Origin of the sequence: Paraburkholderia sp. BR10937, assembly GCF_040965695.1 — a bacterium.
Taxonomy (GTDB): domain Bacteria; phylum Pseudomonadota; class Gammaproteobacteria; order Burkholderiales; family Burkholderiaceae; genus Paraburkholderia.
In genome coordinates this window covers 1-11,950 of record NZ_JBFRCL010000023.1, presented here as the reverse complement: position 1 = coordinate 11,950, position 11,950 = coordinate 1, and the positions used below count along the sequence as shown (strand labels likewise).

General features: G+C 64.6%; 14 protein-coding genes. 7 read left to right on the top strand and 7 right to left on the bottom strand.

All coding sequences use genetic code 11. The features are described 5' to 3' along the window. Positions 1-164 precede the first annotated feature (164 nt). The 4 genes from AB4Y44_RS19865 to AB4Y44_RS19850 all read left to right on the top strand — a co-directional run bounded on the left by AB4Y44_RS19865 (position 165) and on the right by AB4Y44_RS19850 (position 3,821). A complete protein-coding gene (locus AB4Y44_RS19865) occupies positions 165-485 on the top strand; it encodes a DUF4148 domain-containing protein (RefSeq protein WP_368700630.1) in 321 nt (106 codons plus the stop codon). A 123-nt stretch (positions 486-608) separates the two neighbouring features. Continuing rightward, positions 609-1,010, top strand: a complete 402-nt coding sequence (locus AB4Y44_RS19860) for a PPC domain-containing DNA-binding protein (protein WP_342920003.1) — start codon at positions 609-611, stop codon at positions 1,008-1,010. Positions 1,011-1,173: 163 nt separating this feature from the next. Continuing rightward, the gene (locus AB4Y44_RS19855) at positions 1,174-1,617 is read left to right on the top strand and encodes a hypothetical protein (RefSeq protein WP_368700629.1); all 444 of its coding nucleotides are present in this window, start codon (positions 1,174-1,176) and stop codon (positions 1,615-1,617) included. Positions 1,618-1,706: 89 nt separating this feature from the next. Then, a complete protein-coding gene (locus AB4Y44_RS19850) occupies positions 1,707-3,821 on the top strand; it encodes a phosphocholine-specific phospholipase C (protein ID WP_368700628.1) in 2,115 nt (704 codons plus the stop codon). Between the two features lie 99 nt (positions 3,822-3,920). On the opposite strand, the gene AB4Y44_RS19845 is transcribed toward AB4Y44_RS19850, so the two are convergent. From AB4Y44_RS19845 to AB4Y44_RS19835, 3 genes are all read right to left on the bottom strand, one after another. After that, on the bottom strand, positions 3,921-4,214 hold the full coding sequence (locus tag AB4Y44_RS19845; protein WP_035512844.1) for a hypothetical protein: 294 nt from the start codon (positions 4,212-4,214) through the stop codon (positions 3,921-3,923). 46 nt (positions 4,215-4,260) lie between these two features. After that, positions 4,261-4,761, bottom strand: a complete 501-nt coding sequence (locus AB4Y44_RS19840) for a Spy/CpxP family protein refolding chaperone (protein ID WP_368700627.1) — start codon at positions 4,759-4,761, stop codon at positions 4,261-4,263. A gap of 247 nt (positions 4,762-5,008) precedes the next feature. Continuing rightward, on the bottom strand, positions 5,009-5,152 hold the full coding sequence (locus AB4Y44_RS19835; protein ID WP_368691351.1) for a hypothetical protein: 144 nt from the start codon (positions 5,150-5,152) through the stop codon (positions 5,009-5,011). A gap of 34 nt (positions 5,153-5,186) precedes the next feature. Here AB4Y44_RS19835 and AB4Y44_RS19830 point away from each other — a divergent pair, with 34 nt between their 5' ends. Continuing rightward, complete coding sequence (locus tag AB4Y44_RS19830) at positions 5,187-6,275, top strand: phospholipase A (protein ID WP_368700626.1); 1,089 nt, start codon at positions 5,187-5,189, stop codon at positions 6,273-6,275. 277 nt (positions 6,276-6,552) lie between these two features. Then, positions 6,553-6,819 carry a DUF2934 domain-containing protein gene (locus AB4Y44_RS19825; RefSeq protein WP_342920008.1) on the top strand — a complete coding sequence of 89 codons (267 nt, stop codon included), beginning with the start codon at positions 6,553-6,555 and terminating at the stop codon, positions 6,817-6,819. Between the two features lie 61 nt (positions 6,820-6,880). On the opposite strand, the gene AB4Y44_RS19820 is transcribed toward AB4Y44_RS19825, so the two are convergent. Then, positions 6,881-7,150 (bottom strand): hypothetical protein, encoded by a 270-nt coding sequence (locus AB4Y44_RS19820; protein WP_368700625.1) that lies wholly within the window; start codon positions 7,148-7,150, stop codon positions 6,881-6,883. Between the two features lie 293 nt (positions 7,151-7,443). Here AB4Y44_RS19820 and AB4Y44_RS19815 point away from each other — a divergent pair, with 293 nt between their 5' ends. Beyond that, positions 7,444-8,232 (top strand): hypothetical protein, encoded by a 789-nt coding sequence (locus tag AB4Y44_RS19815; protein ID WP_342920010.1) that lies wholly within the window; start codon positions 7,444-7,446, stop codon positions 8,230-8,232. A gap of 10 nt (positions 8,233-8,242) precedes the next feature. Here the strand turns inward: AB4Y44_RS19815 and AB4Y44_RS19810 are convergent, their stop codons facing one another. The 3 genes from AB4Y44_RS19810 to AB4Y44_RS19800 form a co-directional block, all read right to left on the bottom strand. Then, a complete protein-coding gene (locus AB4Y44_RS19810; protein WP_368700624.1) occupies positions 8,243-9,925 on the bottom strand; it encodes a tannase/feruloyl esterase family alpha/beta hydrolase in 1,683 nt (560 codons plus the stop codon). After that, positions 9,922-11,037 carry an OpgC domain-containing protein gene (gene opgC, locus AB4Y44_RS19805; RefSeq protein WP_368700623.1) on the bottom strand — a complete coding sequence of 372 codons (1,116 nt, stop codon included), beginning with the start codon at positions 11,035-11,037 and terminating at the stop codon, positions 9,922-9,924. The genes AB4Y44_RS19810 and opgC overlap by 4 nt, the downstream gene beginning before the upstream one ends. Positions 11,038-11,276: 239 nt before the next feature. Then, a complete protein-coding gene (locus AB4Y44_RS19800) occupies positions 11,277-11,753 on the bottom strand; it encodes a VOC family protein (RefSeq protein WP_342920013.1) in 477 nt (158 codons plus the stop codon). Positions 11,754-11,950 lie beyond the last annotated feature (197 nt).

Genomic DNA, 11,950 nt, shown 5'->3' with positions numbered 1-11,950 from the left:
GAGGCTTGCAAAAGCAGGGGTTTGCGGAAACAAGCGGGATACGTGCGGGAGTTCAAATACACCCATGCCAGTCAGCGACGTCGCACAAGAGACATCGAAAAAGACTGGACGCGCGAGCCACGCAATCGTGGTCCGAACCAACTCATTGCCCACAGGTGGATACCATGAAACTCATCAAGTCGCTGATCGTTGCCGCTGTTGTCGCCGTTCCCGTCGTCTCTTTCGCGCAGTCGGCCGAGCCGCTCACGCGTGCCCAGGTCCGCGCCGAACTGGTGCAGCTCCAACAGGTCGGCTACAACCCGGCGGCCGACTACAACGACTATCCGCAGCACATCGAGGCCGCCGAAGCGAAGGTGAGTGCACAGAATGGCGCGGTGGCATCGGCGTTCGGCGGCGTGGCGGATGGTTCGTCGGCAGCGGGCGCGTCCACGGCTTCGGCGCCTCATGACATTCCCGGCCTGGGTCCGATCTACGCGCATCATTGATGGGCGAGTGAAGGCGCGAAGGCAAGAGCGGCCCGCTTCTAGCGGGCCGTTGCCCATGGTGTGACTTGCCTCATGCTTCGTCCCGGCCTAACCTGTGCCGGATACGACGACCCCGAGGCCAGCATGCAAATCCATCCCGTACGGCTGTCTCCCGGCGACGATCTGCGCGTCGCCGTCGAAAGCTTGCTGGGCCAGCAAGCCTCGCATGCGGCGTTCGTCATTCAGGGCATCGGCAGCCTGAGCGTCGCTCAGTTGCGATTCGCCGGCGCCGAAACGCCGACCGAATTACGCGGCGACCTCGAAATCCTTACGCTCGCGGGCTCGGTGTCGCCCGATGGCGCCCATTTGCACATGTCCGTGTCCGACGCGCAAGGCCGCGTGTTGGGCGGCCACGTCGCGTGCGGCTGCACCGTGCGCACCACGGCGGAGCTGCTGCTGGTGCTGCTGCCCGGCCATCGTTTCTCACGCGAGCTCGATTCCGCGACCGGATACGCGGAACTGCAGATCCGCCACGCGCCAGGCTGATCCGCCTGCGCTGCCATTCGCGCGACCCCACGCACCGTCACAAAATTTAAAAGCGGCATCGTTATGCTTCGGCGTTGCCTCGCCGCTGTCTGTGTTGCGCGCGAGGCCCCGCTCGGGCCGCTCCTCGAGCCGTTGTTGTGCCTCTATCTGGACGGAGACTTCGATGACGGTCGAATCCGCGCCGGTGCGCTTGCCATGGCAAGGCGCGTCGCGCAGACGTTTGAGCCTGCCCGCTGCATTCGCGACGATGCGTGCGCCGGCCATGCTGTTTGCATGCGCAGCCGCGCTGTGTGCGCTTGGCGCATGCAGCGCACGCGATAGCGACGCGCGCGCCGCGCTCACCACGAACGCGGCACGCGAACTCGCGCAAGCGCAGCCAGGCAGCAATCCACAGCGCCCGGCGCTCGCCAACGCATTCACGCTGGCGTCGGATGCGGGGGCATCGAATCTCACAGATAGTGCAAACAGCATGGCGAACGCCGGCGTAGCCTTGCCCGCGAACGCCGTGCGCTCTCCGGCGAAGCCTCCCGCCGGCGGGAGCGCGCAAGACACACAAGCCGCGCAGATCGAACCGCTTGTCACACCCGTCATCCACACCGCCGATTGACGTACCCGGCCGCGCGGCCTTGCCGCCTGCCGCCCGTCAAGGCGGCGTGCCGTGCGTGCCTTTCTCAACCTGAAGATGGAAACCACGAGATGACCTCGAGAAGCCGCCGTGACTTTCTCCGCACCGCCGCGATGAGCGCCGGTTCGGCCACCGCCCTGACGATACTGCCGCAGGGCATCCGCAATGCGCTCGCGATTCCCGCGAACAATCGCACGGGGAGCATCCGCGATGTCGAGCACATCGTAATCCTCATGCAGGAGAACCGTTCCTTCGACCATTACTTCGGCACGCTGCGCGGCGTGCGCGGCTTCGGCGACACGCGCGCGATCACGCTGCCCACCGGCAAGCCCGTGTGGAACCAGCCGCTCGCGGCCGGCGCGGGCGAAGTGCTGCCGTTTCATCCCACGGCGTCCAACCTGGGTCTGCAGTTCATCCAGGACCTGCCGCACGACTGGACGACGACGCACGCTGCGTGGAATGGCGGCCGCTACGACCAGTGGGTGCCCGCCAAGGGCACGACCACGATGGCGTACCTCACGCGCGACGACATTCCGTTTCACTATCAGCTCGCCGACGCGTTCACGATTTGCGACGCGTACCACTGCTCGACGATGACCGCGACCGACCCGAACCGCTACTACATGTGGACGGGCTGGGTGGGCAACGACGGCGGCGGCGGCGGCCCGGTGATCGACAACGCGGAAGCGGGCTATGGCTGGTCCACGTATCCCGAAGTCCTGCAGAGCGCGGGCATCACGTGGAAGATCTATCAGGACGCGGGCGAGGGCCTCGACGCCAAGGGCTCGTGGGGCTGGACGGGCGACAACCCGTACATCGGCAATTACGGCGACAACTCGCTCCTGTATTTTCATCAATACCAGAACGCGCAGCCCGGCAATCCGCTGTATGACCGCGCGCGCACGGGCACGAACGTGCTGGCGGGCGGCGGCTATTTCGATGTGCTCAAGCAGGACGTGGCGAACAATGCACTGCCGCAGGTCTCGTGGATCGTCGCGCCCGAGGCGTACTCGGAGCATCCGAACTGGCCCGCGAACTATGGCGCATGGTACGTCGACCAGGTGCTGCAGATCCTCACGTCGAACCCGGACCTCTGGAGCAAGACCGTGCTGCTCGTGAACTACGACGAGAACGACGGCTTCTTCGATCACCTGGCGCCCCCGTTCCCGCCGGCTTCGAGCGCGAACGGCCTCTCGACCGTCGATACGACGAACGAGATTTTCCCGGGCAGCAGCAAGTACGCGGCGGGCCCGTATGGCCTCGGACCGCGCGTGCCGATGCTCGTGGTCTCGCCGTGGTCGCGCGGCGGCTGGGTGTGCTCGGAGACGTTCGATCATACTTCCGTGATCCGCTTCATCGAGAAGCGCTTCGGTCTGCATCACGACCTGCGCGAGCCGAACATCACGCCGTGGCGCCGTGCCGTGTGCGGCGACCTCACGTCGGCATTCAACTTCGCCACGCCTAACGCGGCGATTCCCGCGCTGCCTTCCACGACGGGCTATGCGCCGCCCGACAGGCTGCGTCACCCCGACTACGTGCCGGTGCCGCCGGTCGTGGGCAGCGTGCCGAAGCAGGAAGCAGGCGTGCGCAACGCGCGCGCGCTGCCGTACGAACTGTTCGTGCGCTTCGATTCGAACGCCGGCTCGGGCGACGTCACCACGCGCTTCGTCAACTCGGGCCGCGCCGGTGCCGTGTTCCTCGTCTACACGGCGGGCAGCACCGATGCGCCGCGCACCTATACGGTCGAAGCTGGCAAGCATCTGCAGGACAAGCTCGCGATTGGCGCGAGCGGCGTGTACGACTTCAGTGTGCATGGGCCGAACGGGTTTCTGCGCCGTTTCGCGGGCACGCTGGTCAAGTCGGGCTGGTTCGGCGGCAACGAAACGGCACGCCCCGAAGTGGCCGAGGGCTACGACGTGGCGAACGGCAACCTGCAGTTGCGCCTCGAGAACAAGGGCGGCGCGCGTTGCCAGTTCACGATCGTCAACGCGTATGACCCGGGCACGACGATCCAGCGCACCGTGCCCGGCGGCGACACCGGGCAGCTCTATCTCGACCTGCGCAACGCGCACGGCTGGTACGACCTGACGATCACGGTCGATAGCGATGCGACGTTCGTGCGCCGCATTGCGGGCCACGTCGAGACGGGCCGCCCGAGCTATAGCGATCCCGCGCTCGGCGCCTGATACCGCTGGGGAGTGAGGTGAGCCACGGCTTTTGCGAGCCGTGGTTTTTTTGTTTACCGCGTAATGGAGCAAGGTGGAGCAGGGGCGATCAGGGCGCCTCTAGCGCCAGCGGGGTGGCGGCGGTCCCCAGCCGGGATGCCGGACGTGTCGCGGACCCATGAAATGCGGAGGACGGTGCCACGGAGAAAAGCCGTGACGCGAATACACGACGGGAGGCGGCCACATCGGCGCGGCGGGATGCATGAAGAATACGGGCGGCGGCGGCGCGTAGAACGCCCCAGGAATCCCGATGCCCACGCCGACATTGACGTTCACGCGCGCCTGTGCGGTTTGCATCGCGCACAGCGTCGTGGCGATACAAAGGAATGCAAACTTCAACACACGGAGTTTCATCGCCGATCCTCCGTCGCGAGCGCGCGTTGCCAGCGCTCGCGGCTGGTTATTTCGTGTGCGCTTCAGCGGGCCGGAAAGCGGCGTCCGCAAGTTTCTTCTGCGAGTCGGGCATGGTCGCGTAAAGCGCCGAGAAGGCATCGAGCATCGCCTTGCTGCCTTCGGCATTCGCCTGGGCGATCTCGTTCCACGATTGAAGGTTCTCCACCGCGGTTTGCTGCTGGGCATTATCGTGCCGCTGCTGGATCAGATCATCCACCGTTTTGGCGTTATTGCGCATGACGTCGGCCACTTTCGCCCACTGATCCTCTTCGGCGGGAGTAATCTTCAGTTCGGCATGCAGTTCTTTCACGCGGTCGTCGACGGTTTCAACGTGATGCTGATGCGACGACGCCGCCGGAGCGCTGGCCTGAGCCCAGCACGTGGAAGTGCCGAGCAGGGCTAGCGCAAGCAGGACAGGTTTCATTGTCAGCCCTCGCGAAAAGCGTTCGCCGGCCATGGCCGGCAAGTCGGAACGAACCGTTTTGATCATAGCAGCGGCGGCAACCAATTTCGGCATCCTCTATGTAACAGCGAATAACAGGGAATAGGGCACGATTCCCGAAAAGCACCACGCTTCACTCACGCAGAAAATCGGCCTGGCTTGCCCGGCAGCGAGTCATTCTGACGATACAAGGAGGCAACGTGGCGATTCGATTGGCATTTCAGAGGGCACCCCACTTGAGTGCCGCTCCCGTCGCCCGGTTGGCTTGGGGCAGACTGGCGTGTGCCACCCTGGCCGTGGCAACTTTGGCGGGCTATGTGCCTGCGAGCCGCGCCGCCGTGTCCATCATGCGCCCGCCGCGCGAGGCGAGATCCGACGAACCGCTCGTCGTGACGATCGTGTATACCGGCGATGCGCCGACCGGCACTTCGATCGACGTGCCGCGCGATTTGAGCATCACGCTGACCAATGGCGAGGCATTGCCGAAGGCCGTGCTGCTCGCGCGCGAACCAGGTGCACCCGAGCATTTGCGGCTCGCCGCCGGAGAGATGAAGGCCGTGAGCTATAGCGCGGCATGGCCCAAATGGGCGCGCGGCGCTTTGAGAGTGGATGTGCCGGGCGTGGACGTTTCGCCTTCGGTGGTCCTGCTCACGCGCATGCCGGCCTCGGCAACGGTGAACGCAGCGGCTCCTGCCTCTGCGCCTTTGGTGCCTGCGGCAACCGTTGCGTCCGCATCGGAACCGGTCGCCCCGGCGCCAGCCGAAGGACCGATGGCGGGTAATGCTTCACTTGCGGCGCAAATGCCGCCTTCCGCCGTAAAGCCCTCGAATTCGCTGGTGCCAGACATTGGCACTTTCCTCGCGGGCCGTCTTTCGTTCTACCAGCCAAACTATTTCGCGGACGGCTGGTCGTCGAGCGATGCGGATCTCGCAAGATTCCAGATCAGTATCAAATTCCGCTTCATATTGCCGGACGATCCGCGTTCACGCGGTTTCCTCGACAACCTCTATTTTGCTTATACGCAGACTTCGCTTTGGGATGTCCGCGGGGACGAGTCGCCGTTCCACGATACGAGCTACATGCCCGCGCTTTTCTACTACCTCGAGGACACCGGTTGGAGGTCCAGCTGGTTCACCCGGATGGGTATCGAAAGCGGCTACGAGCACGAGTCGAACGGGACGCCCGGTCCGGGTTCGCGCGGCGTCGACATCGTATACGTGAAGCCGATCTGGGATTTCGGCGACCTCAACGCGAACCACCTGACCATCGAGCCGAAAATCTACGCGTACGAGCACATCCAGGAGACGAATGGGGATATTGCCCACTATCGCGGCTATGTCGACCTGCTGTTCAAATATGGCAGCCCTGATGGCTGGCAACTCGCAACGACTCTGAGAAAAGGCACGAGATCGACCTATGGAAGCGTCGACGTGCAATTTACATACCCGCTTGCCAAGCTATTCGGCAATGCGTGGGGCGGGTATCTGTTCCTCAACTACTTCAACGGCTACGCCGAAGATCTTCTCGATTACAACCAGCACCGATGGGCTGCGCGCATCGGTTTCGCCGTGTCGCGCTAACTGACTTTGGCATGCGAATGTTGAGAAACGTCATTCGTCCGGCGGGCGTCGTAGAAAGACACCAGGCGTGGGTCACCTAATGCTTTGACCCACTACGAACCGGTGGCCATCGGGTGTGGCCACCGTGCATTCGAGCATGCCGTACGGACGATCGATTGCGGGTGGCGTGAGTATGACGCACGCATCGGGCACCGTGTTTGCTCGCTGCACATGCAGTGCGCCATCCGCAACCGCGGCCAGCCGGTTGCCGCGCTGCTCACGCGCGCACATCGGAGGAATGACCATGAATGATCAATGGGAAGAGCGCGTCCGGCGACGCGCTTATCAACTCTGGGAAGACGACGGCGCGCCGCAAGGTCGGGCGGACGAATACTGGAGCCGCGCCGAAAAGCAGGTTGCCGCCGAATATGACGCAGAAGGAGAAACTTCGGGTATCGCCAGCGATCAGACTGGCAAGCGCCGGCTTGCTGGTGAACCACTGCAGGAAAGCGACGCCATGCCGCCGAGCGAACTGGCGCGCGACAAGCGGCGCGGCGGCGGGTGACATCCCGCATGTGTCGCGCTTTAGTCCAATGTCATGCCAGCCTGCGCGACCTGTTCGCACATCAATGATGCGCGAACAGGTCGTTGCGGCCCTCGTGTGACATGAGTGCGTCGTGGCGCGACGTTTGCGCAACCGATGCATTCGAGGTGCCCGAACTTTCCATGCCATAACCGGAGTCGTCGGTGCGTTGCGTGCTGGCGTGCTGCGGGTGTGCCGGTTGCTGCATCTGCATCTGCCTGGTTTGTGCCGCGGGTTCGGTGTCCTGTGCGAAGGCGGCGGGGGACAATACGACGCCGAGCGAGACAATAGCAGTAGCGAGTATAAGTTTCATGATGCATGACTCCATATGATAAAATCGATTCGGATAACTAAAAATGCGCGGATTGCAAAACCGTTTTGCAGACACTCATTCAATCTTGCGCAGTCCGATCCGCTGTCCGATCCGCAGTCCGATCACTACGGCGCATGTCCCCAGACTACGCAGCCAACCTTAGAGTTTGCTTATGCGCAGGCAACGGTTCGCGTTTCGTGCGTATTCGGCCGTAGTTAAGGTTTAGTTAAGCTACGGCGGCATATAGTCCCAAGCTGTTTCGTTCCGCCCGTCATGCGGCGCAAGGAGTATTCATGTCCACCACCACACGAAGTCTCATCGAAGATGCGGTCAGCAAGGTCCCCGCCGTGACCCTCGGCTTCTGGATCATCAAGGTTGCTTGCACCACGCTCGGCGAAACCGGCGGTGACTGGGTGACGATGTCACTGAACCTGGGCTATCTGGTCGGCTCGCTCATTTTCCTCGCGTGCTTCGTCGTGCTGGTTGGGGCGCAGATCCGCGCACAGCGTTTCTACCCGTGGCTTTATTGGGCGACGATCGTCGCCACGACCACGCTCGGCACGACGCTCGCCGACTTTTTCGACCGCTCACTCGGCGTAGGCTATCCCGGCGGCGTATCGATCATTCTGCTGTTGCTCGTGGCCAGTCTCGCGATCTGGTACCGGGTAGAAGGCACGGTTTCGATCGAGAGCGTCGCGACGCCGCGCGTCGAGTGGTTTTACTGGATTACGATCCTGTTTTCGCAAACGCTCGGCACCGCGCTGGGCGACTGGGTGGCGGGCGAAGACCGCGGCGGCCTTGGCGTGGGCTACGAATACGGCGCTGCGATCTTCGGCGCGGGCCTCGTGGTCGTGGCGCTGCTGTGGTTGTGGCCGCGCGTCTCGCGCACGGCGCTTTTCTGGTTCGCGTTCGTGCTTACGCGGCCGCTCGGCGCGACGCTGGGCGATCTGCTCGACAAGCCTGTCGCGGACGGCGGCCTGCACTTCAGCCGCTTTTATGCTTCGGCGCTGTTGATGATCTTTATCGTCGGCTGCATCGTGGTGCTGCCTCAGCGTGCCGCTCGCCGGGTGCGCGACGCGTAGCGCGCATGGGTCATTGCGGCATCACGCACGTGAAACTGGTCGCGCGATTCAGATTGCCCTTGCCCAGATAGCGCGGAAACGCCGGGTAGCGGCACAGCGGCCTCGTGCGGCCGTTCGTGGCCTGGGCAATGTCGGTCGCGAACAACGTTTCCGGTGCGCTGTCGTGCGTGACCCAGTCGTCGAGCGCGCCTAGCAGATCGACAGACGGAATGAACACGCCGTTGCCGTGCTGGTAACCCGGCACCATGTAAAGCCGCATGAAGCTGTCCACGCGCGCTTCGCCGTAGCGCCCCACCAGCCCCTGGTAATAGGCGATGGTCTGGTTCGGGCTGATGACCTCGTCGGCGAGCCCCTGCAAGGTGATGAGCTTGCCGCCTCGCGCGATATAGCGCGACACGTCGGGATTCATCGCGCCGATCGTCGTCGACAGCGTAAGCAGCCGCTCGCGGTAACGGCCGGGATGCGTCACGTCGAAATTCGTCGAATCGAAAGTCGGGTCGTGCGTGATGAAGTATTTGAGGTAGGCATCGCCTTGCGCGTACAGGTAGCCATTGGAGACGAACCCCAGTTGAGTCAGCCGCTGCGGCGAATGCGCGAGGCCCAGCATGCTCGTGAAGCGCGTGCCCTGGAACACGTTGTAGCCGCGATAGGTATCGGCATTCCAGGCGAGCGCGTAGGGCAGGCGCAGGCCGTCGCGCAGGCTCTCGAGCGTCGCGAGCTGCGGCGGCGTGAGGCAGTCGTCGGGGGCGTGCTGGCGATCCGTCTGGTCCTGTGAGGCGCAACGCAGCGAATCGATGATCTCCGGCTCTTTCGCTCGGCAGGATTCGACGTCGCTGATCAGGCCGTCCGCCGCGCCGTCGAGCGTATCGCACACCTGCATCACGCGCTCGTACACATGCTCCAGCAGCTGCGGCGACAGATAGCCGCCTGGCGCGCGGTATTCGTGCTGGCCCACCACGACGCCGCTCAGGCGCACGCCCGAGAAGTTCAGCGCGGGCGAGTTGGCGATCACGCCGTCGTAGTCGTCGGGATAGCGCTGGATCACGGTGTAGCCTTCGCGGCCGCCCGTCGAGCCGCCCGCGAAATACATGTGCTCCGGCGGCCGCCCATAGCCGAGCGTGATCAGTGCAAGCGCAACGTCATGCGCCTTCTTCAAATGCGCGTAGCCGAAGTTGGTCACGGCTTCTTCAAGCAGTCCGAAGTTGGCTTCCGATGATGTGCCGTTGTGGCCGGAGTCGTCGCCGAAGGTCGCATAGCCGCGCGCGAGCGGGGCGCGGTCGGGCGAGAGGGGCATCGGGCCGGTTCCCGTCACCACGACGCCGCTGTAGCCGCCACCGCCGAATTGCAGCGCGCGGCCGTTCCAGCGGCTCGGCAGGTTCACTTCGAAGCGGATGTCCGGCGTCCCGGCGCTCTGGGCGCGGATCACGCCGGTCAAGCGGCAGAAGTCGCCGTTGAGATTGCCTGTGGCGGTCGCGGAGATCATCGCGGCACTCTGCACCAGCGCGCCGTTGGTCGGCAGGCCGACGCTCGCGGGCGGCAGCAGCGCGCCGGCAAGGTCGGTGCAATGCAGCGGCAGCGAAGGCGTGTGCTGGGCGAAAGCGGGGCCGCTGGCGATGAGCGTGAGCGTGGCGATGGCGATCGCGATCGCCATCGCCTTGAGGGATGCGAGTGCGCGCGTGCCCCGTCGTATCATCCGCAGCCGGCTCCGTTGACGCGTGCACGGGCCGTCTCCTTCTGGCGCCCGAGCGTGCCGCGCCAGGCCCTCGCGAGCATGAGCGTCGCGCCGATTGCGACGGTGTCGCCGGCCAGCGCCGCCGCGAACGCCGCCGCGCCATGCAGCGCGTGTGGCGTGGCGGTGTCGACGATCACCGAGATCAGCGTGCCGCCGACGAAGCATACGAGCCCCGTGCGGCCCACGGTCACGACGGCGGGCACGCGCGCGGCGATCCGCGCGATCGTGCCGCGATGAACGAAATACGCCGCCACCAGGGCAATGCCGATGAAGTTGACGACGCGCGCGAAGGCCAGATGCTGTTTCATTGTCCCGGGCATGGGTTGAGTCAGGACGAACCATTTCACCGCCGCGAACAGCGCCACCGCGGCGAACGCGCATCGCACCAGCCAGCGTGCGGTTGCCGAGGTCCTGAAGCCGGGCGGAACCGGGTGCAGCCGGCAGAGCATGCCGAATACGAACATCAGCTGCCACGCGAATGGGTTGAACGGCCAGTTCGCGAATGTGCTCGCGCCGATGAGCGCAGCCAGCAGCGGCGCGAAGACCCAGAGCAGCAGGCTGCAGACCAGCGTGGCGAGCGGCGCCCGGCGGGCGAAGGGCACGGCCGCGGGCACGCACAGCGCAAATATGACATACATCGGCAGCACGCTCGACAGATACGGCTGCCGTGCGAGCAGGACGACGTGGAAGGTTTCGCGCATGGGATGCGCGGCGAACGACGCCCAGCCGCTCAGATCGGCGGCAGCGGGGTTCAGGTGCAGGAGCGCGAGTAGCGCGCCCGAGAGCAGTGTGAGCAGGGCGGTCAGCAGATAGGCGCGGTAGATTTCCCAACTGCGGCGCAGGAAGCGGCCTTGCGCGGCGCTCATGCCGCGGTGCGCGCGCACGGCCATGAAGGCCGCGGCCGACGCGTAACCGCCGAGAAACACGAACACTTCGGCGGAGTCGCACAGCGCGTAAGCGTGCAACGTCAGCTGCGACAAGGCGCTGCCCGGAATGTGATCGAGCACGATCACGATCAGCACGACGCCGCGGAAAAAGTCGACTTCGATCGAACGCCTCTGGCGAGACTCCATGGTGCCCTCGCAAGCATCGCGGCGAGGCCGCTCCGGCTTGGCGTCGACCGCTCGATGAATGGCCGGGCGGCGGCTCACGTATCGTGGTGCCGCCCTTGTGCGTACGAGGGCATCTCGCAGGTATCGTTCCCTGCGCGCGGCGTGGTTAGCGCCTTGTGCGCCCGATATGACGCGCACGCCATGTTGGCGCCATCTGCATGCCAGCTATGCGGCGCTTGCGATGTCCGGCGGCGTGCCGCTTACTTCGCGGCAGCGGCGCGCTCGATCGTGGCGATGTCGATCTTGCGCATGGTCATCATCGCTTCCATCGCGCGCTTGCCGGCTTCGCGATCGGCGCCGAAGACGCATTCGAGCAGGCGCTTCGGCGTGATCTGCCACGAAAACCCCCAGCGATCCTTGCACCAGCCGCAGTCCGACTCCTCGCCGCCGTTGCCGACGATGGCGTTCCAGTAGCGGTCCGTCTCTTCCTGGCTGTGGGTCTCGACCATGAAGCTCACAGCCTGGTTCGCCTGGAAGTTGGGGCCGCCGTTCAGGCCCACGAAGCGCCGGCCGAGCACCGTGAATTCGACCACCAGTTCCGCTCCCGCGCCGATGCCAGGTATCGGGGAAACATGGCCAGCGCCGACATGGCTGTCCGGAAACGTCGCGGCGTAGAACTCCGCCGCTTCGCGTGCTCTACCTTCATCGAACCACAGGCAAGTCACAAGCTCCGTCATCACGATCTCCTTTGACAAGGCGCCTGATTGCCGGCGCGTAGCGCCCATTGTGACAAAGCCCCGGCGGTATGGTAATGCCGTTCAGTTAAGGTCTTTTTTAAGGTACCGAACGGAGTAACGCGAGGGGCGGGACTTGACGACCCGGTCGCATGCGCGGCCGGGTCGTTTTTCGTTGGGAAGAGACTTCAGCCGCTCCC

Coding starts and splice junctions, on each gene's coding strand:
- AB4Y44_RS19865 (WP_368700630.1), top strand. CDS start 165: ATGAAACTCATCAAGTCGCTGATCGTTGCCGCTGTTGTCGCCGTTCCC.
- AB4Y44_RS19860 (WP_342920003.1), top strand. CDS start 609: ATGCAAATCCATCCCGTACGGCTGTCTCCCGGCGACGATCTGCGCGTC.
- AB4Y44_RS19855 (WP_368700629.1), top strand. CDS start 1,174: ATGACGGTCGAATCCGCGCCGGTGCGCTTGCCATGGCAAGGCGCGTCG.
- AB4Y44_RS19850 (WP_368700628.1), top strand. CDS start 1,707: ATGACCTCGAGAAGCCGCCGTGACTTTCTCCGCACCGCCGCGATGAGC.
- AB4Y44_RS19845 (WP_035512844.1), bottom strand. CDS start 4,214: ATGAAACTCCGTGTGTTGAAGTTTGCATTCCTTTGTATCGCCACGACG.
- AB4Y44_RS19835 (WP_368691351.1), bottom strand. CDS start 5,152: ATGCTCAAATCGCGCGGCACGTCGATCGAAGTGCCGGTCGGCGCATCG.
- AB4Y44_RS19825 (WP_342920008.1), top strand. CDS start 6,553: ATGACCATGAATGATCAATGGGAAGAGCGCGTCCGGCGACGCGCTTAT.
- AB4Y44_RS19820 (WP_368700625.1), bottom strand. CDS start 7,150: ATGAAACTTATACTCGCTACTGCTATTGTCTCGCTCGGCGTCGTATTG.
- AB4Y44_RS19815 (WP_342920010.1), top strand. CDS start 7,444: ATGTCCACCACCACACGAAGTCTCATCGAAGATGCGGTCAGCAAGGTC.
- AB4Y44_RS19810 (WP_368700624.1), bottom strand. CDS start 9,925: ATGATACGACGGGGCACGCGCGCACTCGCATCCCTCAAGGCGATGGCG.
- opgC (WP_368700623.1), bottom strand. CDS start 11,037: ATGGAGTCTCGCCAGAGGCGTTCGATCGAAGTCGACTTTTTCCGCGGC.
- AB4Y44_RS19800 (WP_342920013.1), bottom strand. CDS start 11,753: ATGACGGAGCTTGTGACTTGCCTGTGGTTCGATGAAGGTAGAGCACGC.